The 20123-nt window shown below is 72.1% G+C and carries 19 protein-coding genes; 11 read left to right on the top strand and 8 right to left on the bottom strand.

Features of this window, described 5'->3' with window-relative positions; translation table 11 throughout:
- Window positions 1-159: 159 nt before the first annotated feature.
- From ACWEJX_RS34205 to ACWEJX_RS34195, 3 genes are all read right to left on the bottom strand, one after another.
- Entirely contained in the window at window positions 160-570 is a 411-nt protein-coding gene (locus ACWEJX_RS34205) for a VOC family protein (protein WP_451611307.1), read from the bottom strand.
- A 98-nt stretch (window positions 571-668) separates the two neighbouring features.
- Window positions 669-1370 carry an endonuclease V gene (locus ACWEJX_RS34200; protein ID WP_451611306.1) on the bottom strand — a complete coding sequence of 234 codons (702 nt, stop codon included), beginning with the start codon at window positions 1368-1370 and terminating at the stop codon, window positions 669-671.
- A gap of 51 nt (window positions 1371-1421) precedes the next feature.
- Window positions 1422-2540 carry a WD40/YVTN/BNR-like repeat-containing protein gene (locus ACWEJX_RS34195; RefSeq protein ID WP_451611305.1) on the bottom strand — a complete coding sequence of 373 codons (1119 nt, stop codon included), beginning with the start codon at window positions 2538-2540 and terminating at the stop codon, window positions 1422-1424.
- Between the two features lie 75 nt (window positions 2541-2615).
- Here ACWEJX_RS34195 and ACWEJX_RS34190 point away from each other — a divergent pair, with 75 nt between their 5' ends.
- From ACWEJX_RS34190 to ACWEJX_RS34175, 4 genes are all read left to right on the top strand, one after another.
- Window positions 2616-3095: a (4Fe-4S)-binding protein gene (locus ACWEJX_RS34190; protein WP_451611304.1), complete on the top strand. Its 480-nt coding sequence runs from the start codon at window positions 2616-2618 to the stop codon at window positions 3093-3095.
- A 175-nt stretch (window positions 3096-3270) separates the two neighbouring features.
- On the top strand, window positions 3271-3687 hold the full coding sequence (locus ACWEJX_RS34185) for a spore wall synthesis regulator SsgD (RefSeq protein WP_403789690.1): 417 nt from the start codon (window positions 3271-3273) through the stop codon (window positions 3685-3687).
- 362 nt (window positions 3688-4049) lie between these two features.
- The gene (locus ACWEJX_RS34180) at window positions 4050-5819 is read left to right on the top strand and encodes an ABC-F family ATP-binding cassette domain-containing protein (RefSeq protein WP_451611303.1); all 1770 of its coding nucleotides are present in this window, start codon (window positions 4050-4052) and stop codon (window positions 5817-5819) included.
- Between the two features lie 175 nt (window positions 5820-5994).
- Complete coding sequence (locus ACWEJX_RS34175) at window positions 5995-6969, top strand: acyl-ACP desaturase (protein WP_451611302.1); 975 nt, start codon at window positions 5995-5997, stop codon at window positions 6967-6969.
- A gap of 101 nt (window positions 6970-7070) precedes the next feature.
- On the opposite strand, the gene ACWEJX_RS34170 is transcribed toward ACWEJX_RS34175, so the two are convergent.
- Window positions 7071-7337 carry a WhiB family transcriptional regulator gene (locus tag ACWEJX_RS34170; RefSeq protein WP_451611301.1) on the bottom strand — a complete coding sequence of 89 codons (267 nt, stop codon included), beginning with the start codon at window positions 7335-7337 and terminating at the stop codon, window positions 7071-7073.
- Window positions 7338-7567: 230 nt separating this feature from the next.
- On the opposite strand from ACWEJX_RS34170, the gene ACWEJX_RS34165 reads away from it, so the two are divergent.
- Window positions 7568-8317, top strand: a complete 750-nt coding sequence (locus tag ACWEJX_RS34165; RefSeq protein ID WP_451611300.1) for an IclR family transcriptional regulator — start codon at window positions 7568-7570, stop codon at window positions 8315-8317.
- A gap of 124 nt (window positions 8318-8441) precedes the next feature.
- Here the strand turns inward: ACWEJX_RS34165 and ligD are convergent, their stop codons facing one another.
- Window positions 8442-9458, bottom strand: coding sequence for a non-homologous end-joining DNA ligase (gene ligD, locus ACWEJX_RS34160; protein WP_451611299.1), 1017 nt, complete (start codon window positions 9456-9458; stop codon window positions 8442-8444).
- Window positions 9459-9533: 75 nt separating this feature from the next.
- Between ligD and ACWEJX_RS34155 the strand changes: the two genes are divergently transcribed.
- The 3 genes from ACWEJX_RS34155 (at window position 9534) to ACWEJX_RS34145 (ending at window position 13405) form a co-directional block, all read left to right on the top strand.
- Window positions 9534-10592, top strand: coding sequence for an ATP-dependent DNA ligase (locus ACWEJX_RS34155; protein ID WP_451611298.1), 1059 nt, complete (start codon window positions 9534-9536; stop codon window positions 10590-10592).
- 356 nt (window positions 10593-10948) lie between these two features.
- The gene (locus ACWEJX_RS34150; protein WP_403789683.1) at window positions 10949-11206 is read left to right on the top strand and encodes a hypothetical protein; all 258 of its coding nucleotides are present in this window, start codon (window positions 10949-10951) and stop codon (window positions 11204-11206) included.
- A gap of 105 nt (window positions 11207-11311) precedes the next feature.
- Window positions 11312-13405, top strand: a complete 2094-nt coding sequence (locus ACWEJX_RS34145) for an MDR family MFS transporter (RefSeq protein WP_451611297.1) — start codon at window positions 11312-11314, stop codon at window positions 13403-13405.
- 108 nt (window positions 13406-13513) lie between these two features.
- On the opposite strand, the gene ACWEJX_RS34140 is transcribed toward ACWEJX_RS34145, so the two are convergent.
- Both ACWEJX_RS34140 and ACWEJX_RS34135 read right to left on the bottom strand, forming a co-directional pair.
- Entirely contained in the window at window positions 13514-13960 is a 447-nt protein-coding gene (locus ACWEJX_RS34140) for a YchJ family protein (protein ID WP_451611296.1), read from the bottom strand.
- Between the two features lie 56 nt (window positions 13961-14016).
- Window positions 14017-14610, bottom strand: coding sequence for a GNAT family N-acetyltransferase (locus tag ACWEJX_RS34135; RefSeq protein ID WP_451611295.1), 594 nt, complete (start codon window positions 14608-14610; stop codon window positions 14017-14019).
- 125 nt (window positions 14611-14735) lie between these two features.
- Between ACWEJX_RS34135 and ACWEJX_RS34130 the strand changes: the two genes are divergently transcribed.
- The gene (locus tag ACWEJX_RS34130) at window positions 14736-16244 is read left to right on the top strand and encodes a DUF4246 domain-containing protein (RefSeq protein WP_451611294.1); all 1509 of its coding nucleotides are present in this window, start codon (window positions 14736-14738) and stop codon (window positions 16242-16244) included.
- 18 nt (window positions 16245-16262) lie between these two features.
- On the opposite strand, the gene ACWEJX_RS34125 is transcribed toward ACWEJX_RS34130, so the two are convergent.
- Complete coding sequence (locus tag ACWEJX_RS34125) at window positions 16263-16658, bottom strand: VOC family protein (protein WP_451611293.1); 396 nt, start codon at window positions 16656-16658, stop codon at window positions 16263-16265.
- Window positions 16659-16675: 17 nt separating this feature from the next.
- Here ACWEJX_RS34125 and ACWEJX_RS34120 point away from each other — a divergent pair, with 17 nt between their 5' ends.
- Entirely contained in the window at window positions 16676-18019 is a 1344-nt protein-coding gene (locus ACWEJX_RS34120) for a 6-phospho-beta-glucosidase (protein WP_451611292.1), read from the top strand.
- Window positions 18020-18077: 58 nt separating this feature from the next.
- Window positions 18078-19988: a M64 family metallopeptidase gene (locus ACWEJX_RS34115; RefSeq protein ID WP_451611291.1), complete on the top strand. Its 1911-nt coding sequence runs from the start codon at window positions 18078-18080 to the stop codon at window positions 19986-19988.
- Window positions 19989-20123 lie beyond the last annotated feature (135 nt).

Genomic DNA, 20123 nt, shown 5'->3' with positions numbered 1-20123 from the left:
GCGCGCCCCTGTCGCACCGTACGGATCAGCCCCGGGTCGGGCCTGAGGCAGGCCCGACCCGGGGTTCGATCAGGCCCGGGTCAGCGTCTGAGGCAAGCCCGGGCCGGGGTTCGATCAGACCCGGGGCAGGGTCTGATCAGGGGCTTGATCAGACCTGAATCAGGCCTTGATCAGGCAGAAGGGGTGACCGGCCGGGTCGGCGTAGATGCGCCAGGGCCGGTCCTCTCCCGCCGCCTCGTCGAGCCGCCAGGCGCCGAGCGCGAGCACCGCCTCGTGCGCGGCGGCCAGGTCCTCGACCCGCACGTCGATGTGGAACTGCTGCTCCGGCGCGCCCCACACCGCCGGGCGGTGGTCGGCCACGCCCTGGAACGCGAGCACCGGGGCGGCCCCGGACGCGGGGTGCAGGGTGGCCCAGGCGTCGCCGACGGCCCACCGGGGGTCGGGACGGTTGATCTCGCCGCCCAGCAACCGCTGGTAGAAGCCGGCGAGTTCCAGCACGTCGGGGCAGTCCAGGACGACGCACTGCAGGGTGCCGATCGGGGTGGGACGAGTGGTGCCGGGGGATGTCATGCCCCCACTTTGCCGCTCCTTGGTCACGGGTTGGTATCCGTACAGGTACTCAGCCGTCCCAGCCGTCCCGTCCGTCCGGTCCGTCCCGGCAGCACCCGTCACCCGGCCCGGGTGTCGAGTGCCTCGGCGAGGGCACGGCGGCAGAGCGCGTCCGCGTGCCGGGTGGTCTCGGGCAGGCGGTAGCGGGGGCTCAGGTGCAAGGTGTGCGCGCAGGCCCGGTCCAGGGACACGCGGTGCCCGACGGAGACGAAGACCGGCTTGACCCCGGCCCGGGTGCGCAGGGACCGCCCGACGGTCTCGCCCTCGGCTACGAGCGCGCTGAACTCGCCCCGCTCCGGCCCGGGTTGCCTGTAGGTGAAGGTGAACGGGTTCTTGGCGACTCCGATCGACGGCAGCCCGGTGAGCACCCCGAGATGGCTCGCGAGCCCGAAGCGACGCGGGTGCGCGACCCCGTACCCGTCGCACACGAGCAGCCCCGGATCGGCGCCGAGCCGCCCTAGCGCGGCCAGCACCGTGGGAATCTCCCGGAACGCCAACAGCCCGGGCACATAGGGAAACGACACCCGTCCGACGGCCGTCGTCTCCTCCACGACCTCCAGGGTCCTCCCGTCGAGCACGACGGCCGCGGCGGCGACGAGATCCCGTTCGTCGTCGTACGCGACGTCGACCCCGGTCACGTTCCCCTCACCGGCCCGGGGCCCTTCCTCGTCCAGCACGAGCCGCTGCCGCAACTCCTCCTGCACGGCAAGGGCCGCGTCCTCGTCGGCGGGCCACCCGGCGGGAATCTCGATGATCGTCATGGTGAGGACCCTATGACGCGGCGTTCCGGGACGAGTTGCCCGCCTGACGCCTCAGTCCAGAACCATCCGGGCGACGCGGCCCTTCTCGCCGGAGGCCCAGCAGGCGCCGTCGGCGGTGCAGGTGACCGTGTCGTACGAGCCGGGGTCCACCGTGCGCCAGGTGCGGCCGCCGTCGGTGGTGAGGTCGGTGCCGGTGGGGCCGACCGCGAGGGCGGTGGACCTCGTGTGCGGGAGCCAGGCGACGCCCGAGCGGTAGGCGGGCGGCGGGGTGGCGGACGCGGTCCAGGTCCGGCCGGCGTCGCCGGTGACGGCGGCGGCCCGCGGCGAGGGCTGGTCCTTGCGGTAGTCGCCGCCGACCGCGATGCCATGCCGGCGGTCACGGAAGGCGAGCCCGAAGACGCCCTTGGCGCCCTCGCCCGCCGGGATCGTGGTCTCGGTCGCGGTCCAGGTCAGCCCCCGGTCCGCCGAGTGCAGCACCCGTCCGGTGGCCCCGCCGCCCGTCGCCAGCCACACGTCGCGCGGCCCGGCCGACACCAGACACTGGCCGCTCGCCGCGAAGCCGGCCTCGCCGGGCTGCGCGGCCGGCATGCCGTCGCCGGGCAGGACCTGCCAGGAGCGGCCGCCGTCGCGGGTGGAGAGGATGCGGTACCTGCCGTCCACCGGGTCGCTCATGGCGAGCCCGTGCCGCTGGTCGAAGAAGGTCATGCAGTCGTAGAAGGCCCGCGGGTCGGTGTTGCGGAAGGACTCCGTCCAGGTCGCCCCGCCGTCCTCCGTCCGGAAGACCCGCGACGCCTCGCCCTCGCCGATCGCCAGGACCACGGCCCGCCGGGCGTCGAACGCCTCCACGTCGCGGAACTCCAGCTCCCCGGCCCCGGCCGGAGAGACGTTTCGCCAGCTCTTCCCGCCGTCGGTGGTCCGCAGCACCGTTCCCTTGGACCCGGCCGCCCAGGCGACCGACCGGTTCACCGCGGCCAGGCCCCGGAAGCGCACGTCCGTCCCGGTCCCGGTCAGCCGCCACTCCCCCGGCGCCCCCTTCGCCTCCGTCCGCTCCCCCGGCGTCCGCTCGTGCGCGGCGGCCGGGCCGGTCAGGGTCATGGCGAGCGCCGCCCCCGCCAGTCCCGCGGCCGCTCCCGCGGACATCATTCGTCTCGTCTTCCCCATGGACGTCATGGCGCCGGAAGCTAGCCCACGAGGGTGATCCCGTCCAGAGTGCGTGCCGGCCGCGCCGTTCCTAGGCTGGTTCCCATGACGGACCGCACGACCGAGCCCGTCCCGGGTGAGAAGCCGAAGCTCAAGGAGTACGACGGCGAGGGCATCACCGTCACCTTCGAGCCGCGCCGCTGTCTGCACGCCGCCGAATGCGTCCGCGGCCTGCCGGGCGTCTTCGACCTGGAGCAGCGCCCCTGGGTGCGGCCCGACCAGGCCGACCCCGCGTCGGTCGCCGAGGTGGTCCGCCGCTGCCCGTCCGGCGCGCTCCAGTACCGCCCGGCCGAGGTCTCCGCGGAGCCCGACGAGACCGGGGACGTGCCCACCACCGTGCGCCGGATGCCCGACGGACGGCTCGTGATGCGCGGCGACCTCCTCGTTCAGGCCGGCGGGGAGGCGGGCGAGCGGCACGAGACGCGGGCGGTGCTGTGCGGCTGCGGGTCCTCCGGCAACCAGCCGTACTGCGACCACTCGGGCCCCTGCGCGGGCGGCGACTTCGACCGGGCCGAGACCCGCTGACCCGCCTCGCCCCGCCCCGCTGACTGGCCTCGCCGACCGGCGTCGACGGGCTCCACCGCCGCGCGGTGACACAGCTCACGTACCCCTCCGGTGCACGAACCGGCCCCGCGGTTCGTCTCTCCCTGTGTCAGGGAGACGCAGGAGAACGCAGCCGCGCGACAGGAGGCCTTGCCCCATGCCCACCGTGATCGAGCAGGCCGTGCAGGCCCGTCTGGTGGCGTCCGCGCCCCGCATGGAGTCGGTCGCCGCCACCCTTCGGTACGACCGCGAGGACCCGTACGCCGTGAGCATGGCGTTCCCGCCGCCGGCCACCCTGGAGGGGGTCGAGGTGTCCTGGGCCTTCGCGCGCGAGCTGCTCGCGGAGGGCGTGGAGGGCCCGGCGGGCGTCGGGGACGTCCGGCTGCGGCCGTACGGGTACGACCGCACGGTGGTCGAGTTCCACGCGCCCGAGGGCGTGGCCATGGTGCACGTCCGGACCTCCGAGCTGCGCAGTTTCCTGGAGCGCTCGCAGCATCTGGTGCCGCGCGGCCGCGAGAACCAGTACCTGGACTGGGACGGGAACCTCGCGCAGCTGCTCGAAGAGCACCCCTAGCCCGTAAGGCCCTGAGGCCCCTGAAGCCCTGAGCTCCTCGGAGAGAGGCCCCCGGAGAGAGGCCCCTGGAAAGGGGCTCGCAGTAAATCGTTTGCGGCTCCTTCTCCCCGCTCCGTAACGTTCTCCGTGGCCCTGTTGTCGCCCGATCGGAGAAGGCCGTTGCTCGTCTGAGGTTCGAGACACCGTGCCGCGCGTGCCGCCCCGCCGCCGCGTGTGCCGTCCTCGACCTCGGCGTACGAGCGCCGCTCCGATCCGCAGCCGCCCCGGGTTGATCCCCTCGGCCGCTCCGCTTCAGGACTGCCGCCCGCGTCCCGGTGTCTCACGCGTTGCCCTGTTCCACGCTTCGCAACCGGGAGGCCCCTATGGCGACTCGCCCCACTTTCATCACCTGCACGAACCTCTCCTTCTCCTGGCCGGACGGCACCGCCGTCCTGGACGACTTCCGGCTGGCCGTCGGCCCCGGCCGGACCGGTCTCGTCGGTCTGAACGGCTCCGGGAAGTCGACCCTGCTCAAGCTGATCGCCGGCGAGCTCACCCCGGCCGAAGGCTCGGTCCGGGTCGCCGGTGAACTCGGCTATCTCCCGCAGAACCTGGTGCTGCACACCGGCCTGCCGGTCGACCGGGTCCTCGGCATCGAGGCGACGCGGGCGGCGCTGCACGCCATCGAGTCCGGCGACGCCTCGGAGGAGCACTTCGCGGCCGTCGGCGACGACTGGGACGTGGAGGAGCGGGCGCTCGCCGTGCTCGACCAGCTCGGGCTCGGGCACATCGGCCTGGACCGCACGATCGGCGAGATCTCCGGCGGCGAGTCCGTGCTGCTGCGGCTCGCCGCGCTGCTGCTCGCCCGGCCGGACGTGCTGCTGCTCGACGAGCCGACGAACAACCTCGACCTGGTCGCCCGGCGACGGCTGTACGAGGCGGTGGACGCCTGGTCGGGAGTGCTCGTCGTGGTGAGCCACGACCGTGAACTCCTGGAGCGCGTCGACCAGATCGCCGATCTGCGGGACGGTGAGGTCGCCTGGTACGGCGGCGCGTGGTCGGACTACCAGGAGGCGCTCGCGGCCGAACAGGAGGCGGCCGAGCGGATGGTGCGGGTCGCCGAGGCCGACGTACAGCGCCAGAAGCGCGAACTCGTGGACGCCCAGGTGAAGTTGGCGCGGCGCAAGCGCTACGGGCAGAAGAGCTACGAGAACAAGGTCGTGCCGAGGATCGTGGCCAACAACCGCAAGGCCGCCGCCGAGGTGTCGTCGGCCAAGCACCGCGCGCTGCACGTCGACCGGCTGGCCGAGGCGCGGTCGCGGCTCGACGCGGCGGTGGAGGCGGTGCGGGACGACGACGAGATCCGCATCGAGCTGCCGCGCACGGTGGTCCATCCGGGGCGGGGCGTGCTGCTCCTCCGCGACCTGGAGCTGCCGTACGGGGGGCGGGTCGGCGGGGAGTTCGAGCTGCGGGGCCCGGAGCGGGTGGCGCTGGTCGGCCGGAACGGGGCCGGGAAGACGACGCTGCTGCGGACGATCGCGGGTGAACTGGCGCCGGTGGCGGGCGAGTCGGCAGTGCGGGTTCCGCTGCGCTTCCTGCCGCAGCGGCTCGACGTCCTCGACGACGAGCTGAGCGTGGTGCAGAACGTGGCGCGGTTCGCGCCGGCGGCGACGGCCAACGAGATCCGGGCGCGCCTTGCCCGGTTCCTGTTCCGGGGCGCCCGCGCCGACCGGCCGGCGGGAACGCTGTCGGGCGGCGAGCGCTTCCGCGCGACGCTCGCCGCGCTGCTGCTCGCCGAGCCTGCGCCGCAGCTGCTGATGCTCGACGAGCCGACGAACAACCTGGACATGGCGTCGGTGCGGAGCCTGACGGCCGCGCTCGACGCGTTCGAGGGCGCACTGATCGTGGCGAGCCACGACGTGCCGTTCCTGGAGTCGCTCGGGATCACCCGCTGGGTGCGGCTCGACGGGGAGCTGCGGCCGACGACGGCCGAGGCGGTGCGGACCGGTGACTTCACGGCGGACGAGCCGGCGTCAGTAACGGCGGACGAGCCGGCACCGGAGACGGCGGAGGAAACGGCGTCGGTGACGGCGGAGGAAACGGCGTCGGTGACGGCTAAGGGGGTGACGGAGGGGACGACAACGGTGAACTGAAACACGGGACTCCGCGTCGTCACAGCAGGTCAACCACGGGGCGACAGGGGGTGAGCCGGGTCTCTCCCAGCGGGACGGGCTTGGCCACCCCCTTATCCGGCCCTTAACCTACGGTCTCGTAACCTACGTAGACGTAGGTAGTTCCGTATGCCCTTCTCCGTCCCCAGGAGTTCCCGTGACGCTCACCTCCCCCCACCTCTCCAGTTCCGCCGGGTGGACCGACGCACGACTCCTGTACGCCCTGGAGGAGGTCGTCGAGAAGGAGCTCAACCGGCACCTGAAGGTCACCAAGGACTGGATGCCGCACGAGTACGTGCCGTGGTCGGACGCCCGCAACTTCCCCGGCTTCTTCGAGGACGGCGAGGCGTGGGACCGCTCCCAGTCCAAGGTCACCGACATCGGCCGGGTCGCGCTCGTGGTGAACCTGCTCACCGAGGACAACCTGCCCAGTTACCACCACGAGATCGCCAGCCTCTTCGGCCGCGACGGCGCCTGGGGCACCTGGGTGCACCGCTGGACCGCCGAGGAGGGCCGTCACGGCATCGTGATGCGTGACTACCTGCTGGCCTCGCGCGCGGTCGACCCGGACGAGCTGGAACGTTTCCGCATGGCACACATGAGCGAGGGGTTCGAGTCGGACAACCGGCACTCGATGCTTCACTCGGTCGCGTACGTCGCCTTCCAGGAGCTCGCCACCCGCATCTCGCACCGCAACACCGGACACCAGTCCGGCGACCCGGTCTGCGACCGCATGCTCGCCCGCATCGCGCTCGACGAGAACCTGCACATGATCTTCTACCGCAACCTGCTGGGCGCGGCCTTCGAGATCGCCCCCGACCTCACGATGCAGGCGGTGCGGGACGTCGTCGTCAACTTCCGGATGCCCGGCCACGGCATGCCCGGCTTCGAGCGCGCGGCGGCCCAGATGGCGATCGGCGAGATCTACAACCTGCGCATCCACCACGACGACGTGCTCCAGCCGGTGCTGCGCTTCCTCAAGGTCCTCCAGATCGACGGGCTCGGCCCGGAGGGTCTGCAGGCCCAGGAGGAGCTGGGGCTCTACATGGACGGCCTGGACGGCGAGGCGAGCAAGTTCGACGAGCGTCTCGCGGCGCGCAAGGCGCGGATGGCGTCCCGCGCGGCGGGCTGACCGTACGACGAGCAGCGGGCCGGGCGTACATAGAAGCAGAAGCGGCGAGCCCGGATGACGGGCTCCCGGGCGCAGGGCGACGGGCCCGCGGGCCGGGCCCGTCAGCCGCGGCGGCGCTTGAGCCGGATGCGCTCCTTCTCGGAGAGCCCGCCCCACACCCCGAACCGCTCGTCGTGCGCGAGCGCGTACTCCAGGCACGCCACCCGGCCCTCGCAGGCCCCGCACAGCAGCTTCGCCTCGCGGGTCGAGGAGCCGGGCGCCGGGAAGAAGAACTCCGGGCCCGCCTGGGCGCACAGCGCGTTCTCCTGCCAGGAGAGGTCGGGGGCCATGAGGGTCGTCGGGGCGGAGGGCATCGTGTCGGTCTGCATGGCAGCAGCCTGTCCCGTAGCCCTAAACGCGCCATCAACGTCCGATCAACGCGGCGCGCCGAGCACCTGCCGTAGCGTTTCGGCCACCGTCCGTCCTCCTCTCCCTCCCCCCGGGAACGCATGAACGCCGTGTTGCCGGTCCCGCTCACCGGCCCGTCCGGCTCCCGTCATATGGGAGCGTGGTGGCCGATCGCCGAGACCGCGACGATCAGCGAGGGGGAGCCACCCGCATGACCACCGAAGCCGACGTCGACACCGGTACCGGTACCGGAGCCCGTACCACGGCCGCGCCGGCGGGGGCCCAGGCCGTCCGCCGGGCGCTCGACGTCCTGCACTGCTTCCACGACAACGGGCCGGACCTCAGCGCCTCGGACCTCGCCCGCCGGCTCGGGCTTTCGACGTCGACCGCGCACCGCCTGGCCCGGACGCTGCTCTCGGCCGGCTTCCTGGAGCAGGACCCGCGCACCGCCCGCTACCGGCTCGGTCCGGCCGTGACCGAGCTCGGCCGCCTCTCGTACCACCAGCGCGGACTGCACCTGGCCGCGCCCGAACTGGGCGATCTGGCCGCGCGGACCGGCGCCGGCGTCGATCTGGCGCTGCGCAGCGGCCCGTACGCGGTGATCGTCGCGGGCGGCCCGGTCACCCCGAGAACGGGGCTGCGGCGACCGCTGCGCTCGACGGCCCCGGGCAGGGTGCTGCTCGCCTGGCCGGGTGGCACGGAACCGGACGAGGAGTCGGTACGGGTACGGGAGCGTGGCTACGTCCTGGACGACGGCGAGCCGGGGCTCGGCGTCCGTACGGTCGCGGTGCCCGTCCTGGACCGGGCCGGGCAGGCACGGTTCGCGCTCGCGGTGCGGGCGGCGCCGTCGGTGCTCACCGATGCCCGGCTCGACTGGTTCCTGGCCCAGGCGTGGAGCTGCGCGCGGGCCCTGGAGGTGCTGCTGCTCCCGCCCGGCGAACGGCGGATCGCGGAGCCGTGACGCGGGGCCGGGGCCCGGACGTGCGACGCGGGCTGTTCCCGCGGGCCGTGGCCCGGACGACGCGTCCGCTGCTCCTCCTTCGCTCCTCCTCCTTCGCTGCTCCTTCTTCGCTCCTCCTCCTTCGCTACTCCTTCTTCGCCCGGCTCGGCTGCACCCGCTTCGGCTCGCCCGGCATCTTCGGGTACTCCGGCGGATAGGGCAGGTCGCCCAGGCCGTGCTCGGCCTCGTCCCGCCGCGCCAGCTCCAGCAGGGACTCCAGGCTGAACCGTTCGGCGTCCATGTCGGCGTGCACGTCGCCGAGTTCGGCGTACCGAGCCGGCATCGTACGGATGTCGAAGTCGCGCGGGACGGCGTCGTCGATCTCCTCCCAGCGCAGCGGCGCGGAGACCGGGGCGTGCGGGCGGGGGCGTACGGAGTAGGCGGAGGCGATGGTGCGGTCGCGGGCGGTCTGGTTGTAGTCGAGGAAGATCCGCTCGCCGCGCTCCTCCTTCCACCACCTGATGGTGACCCGCTCCGGCATCCGCCGCTCCAGCTCCCGGCCGCAGGCGATGGCGGCCCGCCTGACCTGCGTGAACGTCCACTTGGGCAGAATCGGCACGAAGACGTGCAGGCCGCGCCCGCCGGAGGTCTTCGGCCAGCCGCGCAGCCCGTGCTCGTCGAGGACCGCGCGCAGCTCGTGGGCGGCGCGGACGGCGTCGGCGTAGTCGGTGCCGGGTTGGGGGTCGAGGTCCAGGCGCAGCTCGTCGGGGTGGTCGGTGTCCTCGCGCCGTACCGGCCAGGGGTGGAAGGTGACCGCGCCCAGATTGGCCGCCCACAGCACCGCGGCCGGCTCGGTGGGGCACATCTCGTCGGCGGACCGGCCACTGGGGAAGGTGATGTGGGCCGTCGGGATCCAGTCCGGCAGGTACTTGGGGGCGCGCTTCTGGAAGAAGGACTCGCCCGTCACTCCGTCGGGGTAGCGCTCCAGGGTGGTGGGCCGGTCGCGCAGCGCGCGGGTGATGCCGTCGCCGACGGCCAGGTAGTAGTCGACCATGTCGAGCTTGGTGTAGCCGGGCTCCGGGAAGTACACCTTGTCCGGGTTGGAGACACGTACGGTCCGGTCGCCGACCTGGAGCTCCACCGCTGCCGCCTTGCCTGCCATGGCGGTCAGCCTAGGCCGACCGCCCATACCGCGCATATCGGGGCACAGTGGGTGAATCCTTCCTAGAATCGCCGCATGGACCTGCCGGTGATGCCGCCCGTCAAGCCGATGCTGGCGAAGGCCGTCAAGAAGATCCCGCCGGGGATGCAGTACGAGGCCAAGTGGGACGGCTTCCGCGCGATCGTGCACCGCGACGGCCCGGAACTCTTCATCGGCAGCCGCACCGGCAAGCCGCTGACCCGCTACTTCCCCGAGCTCGCCGAGGCCCTGCTCGCGCGGCTGCCCGAACGCTGTGTCGTCGACGGCGAGATCGTCATCGAGCACGACGGCCGGCTCGACTTCGACCGGCTCACCGAGCGGATCCACCCGGCCGAGTCGCGGGTGCGGATGCTGGCGGAGAAGACCCCGTCCCGGTTCATCGCCTTCGACCTGCTCGCCCTCGACGACGAGGCCCTCCTCGACACCCCGCTCACCGAGCGACGGGCCGCCCTGGAGCGTGCGCTCGCCGGGGTGGACGCCCCCGTCCACCTCGCGCCCGCCACCACCGACGCGGCGCTCGCCGCGCGCTGGTTCGAGCAGTACGAGGGCGCGGGCCTGGACGGCGTGATCGCCAAGCCGCTCGATCTGCCGTACCGGCCGGACGAACGCCTGATGTTCAAGATCAAGCACGAGCGCACGGCCGATGTCGTCGTGGCCGGATATCGCTTCCACAAGAGCGGGCCGGTGGTCGGCTCGCTGCTGCTCGGCCTGTACGACGACGGGGGCACCCTCCAGCACGTCGGCGTGTGCGCGGCGTTCACCGCCAAGCGGCGGGCCGAGCTGGTCGAGGAGCTGGAGCCGCTGCGCATGGACCCGCCGGACGGGCACCCGTGGGCGGCCTGGACCGACGAGTCGGCGCACGAGTCGTCCCGGCTTCCGGGCGCGCCGAGCCGCTGGTCGGGGAAGAAGGACCTGTCGTGGGTGGCGCTGCGCCCGGAGCGGGTCTGCGAGGTCGGGTACGACCACATGGAGGGCGACCGCTTCCGGCACACGGCCCAGTTCAAGCGCTGGCGCCCGGACCGCACGCCGGCGTCCTGCGGCTACGGGCAGTTGGAGGAACCCGTCTCGTACGACCTCGGCGAGGTCCTCTCGTAGCACCACTCACGGAACCGCTCGTGGCACCGCTCGCGGAGCCGCTCGTAGATCCACTCCGCGATGAGGCGGTTGGCGGCGGGCGTGAGATGCCCCACACCGGATGCGGCGACAACGACCTTTTCTCGCCTTGCTGTTCGATGAACTGACGAGCGATCCGACAGGCGTACCCGTGCGCACCTGCGGGAACGCGCGGGGCGTCCACGATGCGGTCCGTACGGCTCGCCGAAGGGGACGTGCGGCTGTTGCCCGGCGGTGACAGGGGCGTCGTCGAACCGGCACCGGGATCCGGTACGTATGGAAGGAGCATGGCAGGGAGAAACCCTCCCGCCGCCCCACGACCCCCACAAGGACCGACCGTGATCGCCTCGCCCTCGCCCCTCGTCCCCGTGCCGATCCCCGACCGTGTCGCCGCGCTGATCGGGGCCTGCCTGCCGCTGCACGTGCTCCAGGCCGAGGTCGACGCCGACTGCGCGGCGCGCGAGGTGTACCGCTTCCGCGGGCCGCTGTGCGCGGAGGACCGGGCCGACCGCGAGCACGCCCTCGCCGCGCTCGCCCGCGCCAACAAGATCCTCGCCAAGCACCACCCGAAGCTGCCGGTGCGCCCGGGGATGTGACCCTCCGACGGTGGCCGCGGTCGTTTTCGGCCTTGATCCGTACCTCCGCACCGGTTCGGGTGTACTCCGCATGCGGGACAAGGCCGCCGGTGTGACTCTGCCAGAGTGACGACCACCAGCGAAGCAGCGCCCGCACCCCCGGCCGCCGAGCCCCCGGTGCTCGACAGCCGCCGCCGCAACATCGTCTTCGGCACGATCATGCTCGGCGTGCTCCTGGCCGCGCTCGACCAGACCATCGTGGGCACCGCCCTTCCCACGATCGTCTCGGACCTGGGCGGCGCCGCGCACATGTCGTGGGTGGTCACCGCGTACCTGCTCGCGGAGACGGTCGCGACGGTCCTGGTCGGCAAGTTCGGCGACCTGTTCGGGCGCAAGGTGATCTTCCAGATCTCCGCGATCGTCTTCATCACCGGCTCGTTCCTGTGCGGTCTCGCCACCAACATGACGCTGCTGATCATCTGGCGCGGCCTCCAGGGCATCGGCGCCGGCGGTCTCATGGTCACCTCGATGGCGCTGATCGCCGACGTCATCCCGCTGCGCGAACGCGGCAAGTACCAGGGCGCGATCGGCGCCGTGTTCGGCGTCTCGACGGTCATCGGACCGCTGCTCGGCGGCCTGTTCACCGACCATCTGACCTGGCGCTGGGCGTTCTACGTGAACGTCCCCATCGCGATCCTCGTCGTCATCGCCGCCGCCCGCTCCATCCCCTCCGTACGCTCCGCGAGCCGCCCCGTCATCGACTACCTGGGCATCGCCCTCGTCGCGGTCGGCTCCAGTGCCCTGATCCTGGCCACGAGTTGGGGCGGCAACGAGTACGCGTGGGGCTCGGGCGTCATCATCGGTCTCTTCGCCGGCGGGCTCGTCGCCCTCGGGCTGTTCTGCTGGGTGGAGACCCGGGCGGTCGAACCGATGCTCCCGATGCGGCTGTTCCGCAACCCGGTCTTCACCGTCTGCTCGGTGCTCAGCTTCATCGTCGGCTTCGCGATGCTCGGCGCGATGACCTTCCTGCCGACGTACCTCCAGTACGTCGACGGGGACTCGGCCACCATCTCCGGCATCCGCACCCTGCCGATGGTCGTCGGCCTGCTCATCGCCTCCGTCTTCAGCGGCAACGTGGTCAGCAAGACCGGCCAGTACCGGATCTTCCCGATCGTCGGCACGCTGGTGATGGGGCTCGGGCTCTATCTGCTCTCCCTGCTCGAACCGAGCACCGGCACCTGGCTGGCCTCGCTCTACATGTTCGTGCTCGGCGTCGGCATCGGCCTGTGCATGCAGGTCCTCACCATCGCCGTGCAGAACACCGTCGACTACGCGGACCTGGGCACCGCCACCTCGGGCGTCACCTTCTTCCGCACGCTCGGCAGCTCCTTCGGCACCGCCGTCTTCGGCACCATCTACACCAACTCCCTCAAGCCCAACCTGACCGAGGGCATCGCCCGCGCCTCCGCGATCGCCGCCCGCCTCGGCCTGCCGCCGGCGGGCGTGGCGCGGGCCGCGCAGAGCCCGGCCGGTCTGCACCGGCTGCCCGACCCGGTGGCGGCGCCGATCGTGCAGGCGTACTCGGACACCCTGCAGACCGTCTTCCTGTGGACCGTGCCGGTGGCCGGCGTCGGCTTCGTGGTGTCGCTCTTCCTCAAACAGGTCGCGCTCCGCGACACCGTCCGCTCCTCCTCCACCGACATGGGCGAGGGCTTCGCCTCCCCCACCACCACCGGCGACTCGGCCAAGCTGCTCGAACTGGCCGTCGGCCGGATCATCCGGCGCACCGACTACGACACCGCGCGGCGCATCGTCGACGCCTCCGACACCCGGCTCGACATCGCCGGCGCGTGGGCCGTCATGCAGGTCGAGCTGTTCACCCGCACCGTCGGCCACGCCAGCCTGGGCCTGATCTCGACCGGCCGCCGGGTGCCGCCCGAGGTGCTGCTGCCGGTCTTCGACCGGATGGTCGACGAGGGCTTCCTGACCCGGCACGGCAATCTGCTGTCCCACACCCCGGCGGGCAAGCGCGAGGCCGACGTCATCACCAAGGCGTGGGGCGACTGGCTCTCCGACCGCATCGAGCAGGAGCGCGGCCGCCCGAGCGGCCCGGAGCTGCGGGCGGCGACGGACGCCATCGCGAAGAAGCTGATCGCGGAGGACCTGGCGCAGGGGCTGCCGCGGGAGGGGCGGGAGGTGGTGGGCGCGGCGGCGCGGTGATGCGATCCGATGTCCAGGATTTTGGATCCGTGATCCAGGATTTTGGATCCGTGATCCAGGATTTTGGATCCGGGATCCGGGATCCGGGATCCCCACGACGCCCCGGACTCAGTCCAGGAAGTCCCCGTCCACGTACACCCACGCCCCCTCGTGCCGTGCGAACCGGCTCCGCTCGTGCAGCTCGCCCGGCTTCCCGCCGTGGGTGAAGCGGGCCCGGAAGGTCACCGTCCCCTGCTGGTGGAAGGCCGTGCCGTCGCCGGTCTCCTCGATCTCCAGGCCGGTCCACCGCATCGCCGGGTCGAAGTCGACGTCCCCGGGCCGCGTCTGCGGCGCCCAGGTGCGCAGCAGGTACGCCTCGTCGCGGACGACGAAGGCGCTGTAGCGCGAGCGCATCAGCAGCTCGGCCGTCGGGGCGGTGGCGGGGCCGGTGTGGAAGCGGCCGCAGCACGCGGCGTAGGCGGCGTCGAGGCCGCAGGGGCACGGGGACTCGGCGGTCACGGCCGGCGCGGCTGCGGGGCGGGCCGTACGGGCGGGGCGGGTCTTGCGTCGGGACATGCGCTCATTGTCGCGCGCCGCCGGCCGCCCGCCCCGCCAGGTGCCGGGTCGGAAGGTCAGCGCGGGTCGCGCCACATCGACCAGAGGACGGGGCCGCCGCCGGGGAGCTCGAACTCCTCGCGGACGGTGAAGCCGAAGTGCTCGTAGACCGGGAGGTTGGCGGCCTTCGAGGACTCCAGATAGACCGGCAGGCCCGTCGCGTCGGCCTTGGCGAGGCCCGAGCGCAGCAGCGCGGCGCCCTGGCCGGTGCCCTGGGCGGCGGGGTCGGCGCCGATGAGGGCCAGGGACCAGTGCGGCTCCTGCGGGGTGTGCCGGGCGGCCGTCTCGACGGCCTCGCGGAACAGTCCGGCGCGGTCGCCCAGGATGCCGAGCAGCTCCTGGATGGTCCCGGCGTCGGGCACGGCCTTCTCCTGGGCGTCGGCCGGCACCCAGAAGGCGGCCGCGTCGGCCGTGCGCTCGCAGACGCCGTTGACGGCGTACTGCCGGGTGAAGATCGTGGAGAAGTAACGCCCCAGTGTCGCCTCGCGGGTGGCGTCATCGGGGAAGAACCAGCGCATCATCGGGTCGTCGTCGAAGGCCCGGGCCAGCGCGCCGCTGATCGCCGGGGCATCGTCGAGCACTGCCGTTAAGGGCATGTTCGTTGTCACCATACGGGCATTCTGCCCACAAACGATCTTGACCGGTCAGCCGGGGTCCCTGAGCGGGAGCACGGCGGCGTTGTCAGTCCGCTGACGTATTCTTCCCGCCTCCACACCGACCGCAAGGACCAGGACAATTGACTGAGCTTTCCGCCTTCCCGCTGCCCTTCGAGTCGACCCGCTCCATACGGCTCGCGCCGCCCCGGACACTGCGGGAACTCGAGATGATGCAGTGCAGCGCGCACATCCGGGAGAAGTCCGGCTGGTACGACAAGATGAACGATCCCGAGATCGTCGCCCGATGGACGCGTGAAGCGGTCGCCCAGGGTCTCACCGAGGCTCAGGTCCGTTACGTGCTCGACGAACTGCGGCACTACGCCACGCTGCGGGATGAGCGCACCGGCATCGAGGTGTCCGGCGTCGACGGGGTGTGGCAGTCGGACACTCTGGTCGACGACGGGCTCAGGTCGCGGCTGCGCGAGGCGGTCCGGGTCCTGGAAGAGGTCCCGGAGGAGGAGAAGGACTGGCACCCCGGGTCCGACGGCCAGGTCCTCGACCTGGTCCACCCTTCGCTGTTCTGCCTGGTGCGGGACGTCAGCGCAGCGCCCGAGCGGGCCTGGGAGAACCCGACGAACCACTACGCGAAGTACGAGTTCTCGGAGAAGTTCCAGTGGCTTCCCACGGACGTCGACGTCACCGACGACGGCGAGGTCGCCCTCCGTTCCTACGTCAACAACGTCCATCCCGAGACCCACCAGGACCTGGTCGCCGTCCTGCCGGACCTGTTGGCCCGCTTCCGCCCTCTGTGGGAGAAGGTGCTGACGGATCTGCGCCATCCGCGCCCGCCGCGGATCGAAGTCGACCCCTACGGCTGGTACGAGGACGAGCCGGAGTACCCGAAGAAGGCCGACTACGACGACCCGACGGCGTACCAGGAGGCGTACGAGGCATGGTCGGAGGCCCACGACACCTGGTACGACCACCGCACCCCGACCGTCCCGGACGCCCCGGACTTCGTCCCGCCCGCGTCGCCCGACGCGTCCGCCCGGGTCGACCTGCGCGGCCGCCGTCTCCAGGTCATCGTGAAGCTGGCCACCATCCACCTCACTCCGGAGAAGCCGGAGTACGGGGGCGGTTCCTGGCACGTCGAGGGGATGCTGAACGAGCGGATCGTCTCGACCGGCATCTACTACTGGGACAGCGAGAACATCACCGAGAGCCGGCTGAGCTTCCGGACGGCACTCGACGACCCCGAGTACGAGCAGAGCGACGACGACGGCGTGCGGGAGGTGTACGGTCTGGAGAACGAGGACGCGCTGAACCAGGCGCTGGGATCGGCGTCGACCCCGGCGGGCCGCTGCCTCGCGTTCCCCAACGTTCTGCAGCACCGCGTCGGCTCGTTCCGCCTCAAGGACCCCAGCCGCCCGGGACACCGCAAGATCCTGGCGTTCTTCCTGGTCGACCCGTCGGAAAGGATCGTCTCGACGTCCGACGTGCCCCCGCAGCAGCCGTGGTCCGAAACCTCGACCATGACGCTGGAGCAGGCGAAGGAGTACCGCGAGCAGCTCATGCGGGAGCGGAAGTTCTTCGTCGACGAGCACAACGAGCAGCTGTACGAGCGCGAGTTCTCGCTGTGCGAGCACTGAGCCGGATCTCTCGTCGGTTCAGAGCGTAGGGCGGCTGCGCAGCGGATGCCCGGCGGGCACCTCCACCACGGCGATCTCGTGTCCGTCCGGGTCCGCGAGCCACATCTCGACCAGGCCCCACGGTTCCAGGACCGGCTCGCGCAGCACCCGGACGTCCGGGCGGCCGCACAGCTCCTCGTGGGCGGCCCGGACGTCGGCGACCTGGAGCCAGAAGCGGACGGACCGGTCGGCGGGCGGGGCGGTGGCGCGGCCGGAGAGTTCGAGGAAGCCGCCGCCGAGGAAGTAGACGGTGCCGCGCTCCGGTCCGGTGCCGAACTCGCGGAAGACCGCCAGGCCGAGCGTCTCGCCGTAGAAGCGGCGGGACCGTTCGGGATCGGTCGGGCGGAGCAGAATCCTGCTGCTCAGTACGTGCATCCCGGTAGCGTACGACCATGAAACTGACGATTCTCGGAGGCGGCGGATTCCGGGTGCCGCTCGTGTACGGCGCCCTGCTCGGCGACCACGCCGAGGGGCGGGTCACTCATGTCACGCTGTTCGACCTGGACTCCGGGCGCCTGTCGGCGATCGCCCGGGTGCTCGCCGAGCAGGCCCGAGGGGTCCCGGACGCGCCGGTGGTGAGCGCGACGACGGATCTCGACGAGGCACTGCGTGGCGCGGACTTCGTGTTCTCGGCGATCCGGGTGGGCGGGCTCGCGGGCCGCGCCGCGGACGAGCGGATCGCGCTGGCCGAGGGCGTGCTCGGCCAGGAGACGGTCGGTGCCGGCGGCATCGCGTACGGGCTGCGGACGCTGCCCGTCGTGACGCACATCGCGCGGCGGATCGCCGAACTCGCCCCGGACGCCTGGGTCATCAACTTCACCAACCCCGCCGGCATGGTCACGGAGGCCATGTCGCGGATCCTCGGCGACCGGGTGGTCGGCATCTGCGACTCGCCGGTGGGGCTCGGCCGCCGGGTGGCGCGGGTGCTCGGCGCCGACCCGCGCGAGGCGTGGATCGACTACGTGGGCCTCAACCACCTCGGCTGGCTGCGGGGGTTGAGGGTCGGCGGACATGACATACTGCCGCGGCTCTTCGAGGACGAGCGGCTGCTCGGCTCGTTCGAGGAGGGGAAGCTCTTCGGGACGGAGTGGCTGCGCTCGCTCGGTGCGATCCCCAACGAGTACCTGCACTACTACTACTTCAACCGTGAGGCGGTCCGCGCCTACCGGGAGGCGGAGAAGACCCGCGGCGCCTATCTCCTGGACCAGCAGGCCGGTTTCTACGAGGAGATGGAGAAGCCGGACACCGCGGCCCTCTCCGCCTGGCAGCGCACGCTCGCCGACCGGGAGGCGACCTACATGGCGCACAACCGGGAGGCGGCCGGGGTCGGCGACCGCGCCGAGGAGGACCTGGAGTCGGGCGGCTACGAGAAGGTGGCGCTCGCCCTGATGCGGGCCATCGCGCGCAACGAGCGGGCCACGCTGATCCTCAACGTCCGCAACCGGCACACCCTTTCGGTCCTCGACGCGGACGCCGTCATCGAGGTGCCGTGCTTCGTCGACGCGGCCGGTGCCCACCCGGTGTCGGTGGATCCGCTGCCGTACCACGCGGTGGGTCTGGTGACGGCGGTGAAGGCCGTGGAGCGCGAGGCGCTCGCGGCGGCGGAGAGCGGTTCGCGGGCGACGGCGGTGAAGGCCTTCGCACTGCATCCGCTCGTCGACTCGGTGACGGTGGCCCGCAAGCTGGTCGACGGCTACACCGCCGAGCACGAGGGACTGGCCTATCTACGTCGCTGAGATGGACGACTGACGAACATCTTTACGACGCCGGGGGCGCGCCCTAGGCTCGCGCCCCATGACTCACCGGCGACGCGCGCACTTTCGAAGCGGGGTGGCCCGGCTGGCCGCGGGCTGTCTGCTGGCCGCGGGACTCGTGACCACGGGGACCGCGGCCGTCGGCACGCCGGCCCGTGCCGAGGCCGGCGGGGCCACCGTCGTGCCCGTCCAGGTCACGGGTCCGGCGGAGAAGCGGTTCAACCTGGTGCTGCTCGGCGACGGGTACACGACGGCGGAGCTGCCGAAGTTCCGGGCGGACGTGGAGCGGCATCTGAGCACGCTGTGGAGCGTCGAACCGTTCGCCTCCTACCGCTCGTACCTCAACGTGTGGGCGGTGGAGGTGCCGTCGAAGGACTCGGGCGTGGACTGCGATCCGGGGCTCGACGCGCCGGCCCGGGACACCGCGCTCGACATGGGTTTCTGGGGCGGCTGCAATCCGGGCAGCGTGCAGCGGCTGCTCACGGTCGACAGCGGCAAGGCCGCCGGGTACGCCGACCTGGTGCCCGGCACCGGTCGCGCCAACCGGCAGATCGTGGCGCTCGCCAACAGCTCCACCTACGGCGGGGCGGGCGGCGGTTACGCGACCGCGTCCGGCGGCAACGCCCTGTCGGCGCTGATCACCCCGCACGAGATCGGCCATTCGCTGGGCGGCCTCCAGGACGAGTACGACTACTACGGCCGCGGGACCCCGGGCGGCAGGTACGAGGGCGGCGAGCCGTCCTCCGTCCACCACACGCTCCTGACCGAAGACCAGATGCGCGAGCAGCAGGCCAAGTGGTGGCGCTGGCTGGGCGAGCCGAGCGAGTCCGGCGGAGTCATCGGCCGCTACGAGGGCGGCCTCTACACCACCAAGGGCGTCTGGCGACCCAGCCGGCACTCCATGATGAAGACGCTGGGCTACGCCTTCGACCAGGTGGAGCGCGAGGTCATGGTGCGGGCGATCTCGGCCAAGGTGGACCTGGTCCAGGACCACACCCCGAACGCGGCGCCGATCGGGGCCGACCGGACGGTGTGGGTGGACACGATGCATCCGCTGGGCGGTGAACTGGCCGTGGAATGGCGGCTCGACGGGCGCGTGCTGCGCACCGGCGGCGCCCGCACGGTCGACCTGCGCGATCTCGACCTCGGTGACCCGACCCCGGGGCGTACGCACACGCTGACGGCGACCGTCACCGACCCGACCCCGTTCGTCCGCGACCCCGCCGTGCGCGCCTCGGCGGCCCTGACCCGTACCGTGACCTGGGCCGTGGATCCGGCGCTGACCACGCCCGAAATCCCCTCCACCGGTGCTGAGTTCACCGGGCACACGGCGACCGCGGCCCCGGTCGGCGCGCGGTCCGTGGTCCACGCCGACACCACCCATCCGGTACGCCGGACCCTCGCCGTGCGCTGGAAGCTCGACGGCCGTACGGTGCCGAACCCGGGCAACGACCGTGACCTGGAGCTGGGTTCACTGCACCTCTCCGCCGGCACGCACACCCTGACCGCCCGGATCCCGGGTACGGGCCGGGAGTTGGCGTGGACGGTGGACGCGACTCCGGCCGCGGTCTCGTACGAGCTGTCGAAGCCGTTGCGCACGGTGAGCCGGCCGGGCCGGCCCGTCGAGTACGTCTACGACGCCGCGTTCACGATGCGGCTGACCGCGCGGGACGACCGGAAGGGCGCCGTGGTGAGCCAGTTCCGGGTGGACGGCGACGGCTGGTACACGTACTTCGGCTGGCCGACGGACGCGGCGGCGCCGTTCCGCTTCTCGCCCTCGGGCACGGTGATCGACGACCTCGTCTACGGGAAGCTGGGCCGCAGCCGGGCGGTGCCGTGGGACGACGCGACGCCCGACTACGGCACCCACACGGTCGAGTACCGCACGGTGGACGCGGCGGGCAACGTCGGCCCGGCGCACGGCTTCCTGGTGACCCTGGAAAGACCGTAGGTACGCCGAAGGGCCGTGGGTACGCCGAAGGGCCGTAGGTACGCCGAAGGGCCGTAGGTACGCCGAAGGGCCGTAGGTACGCCGAAGGGCCGTAGGTACGCCGAAGGGCCGTAGGTACGCCGAAGGGGGCCCCGC

It is taken from the genome of Streptomyces sp. NPDC004788, assembly GCF_053601115.1.
Note: the sequence above shows the minus strand (reverse complement) of the source record. Positions and strands in the feature narration are given on the sequence as shown.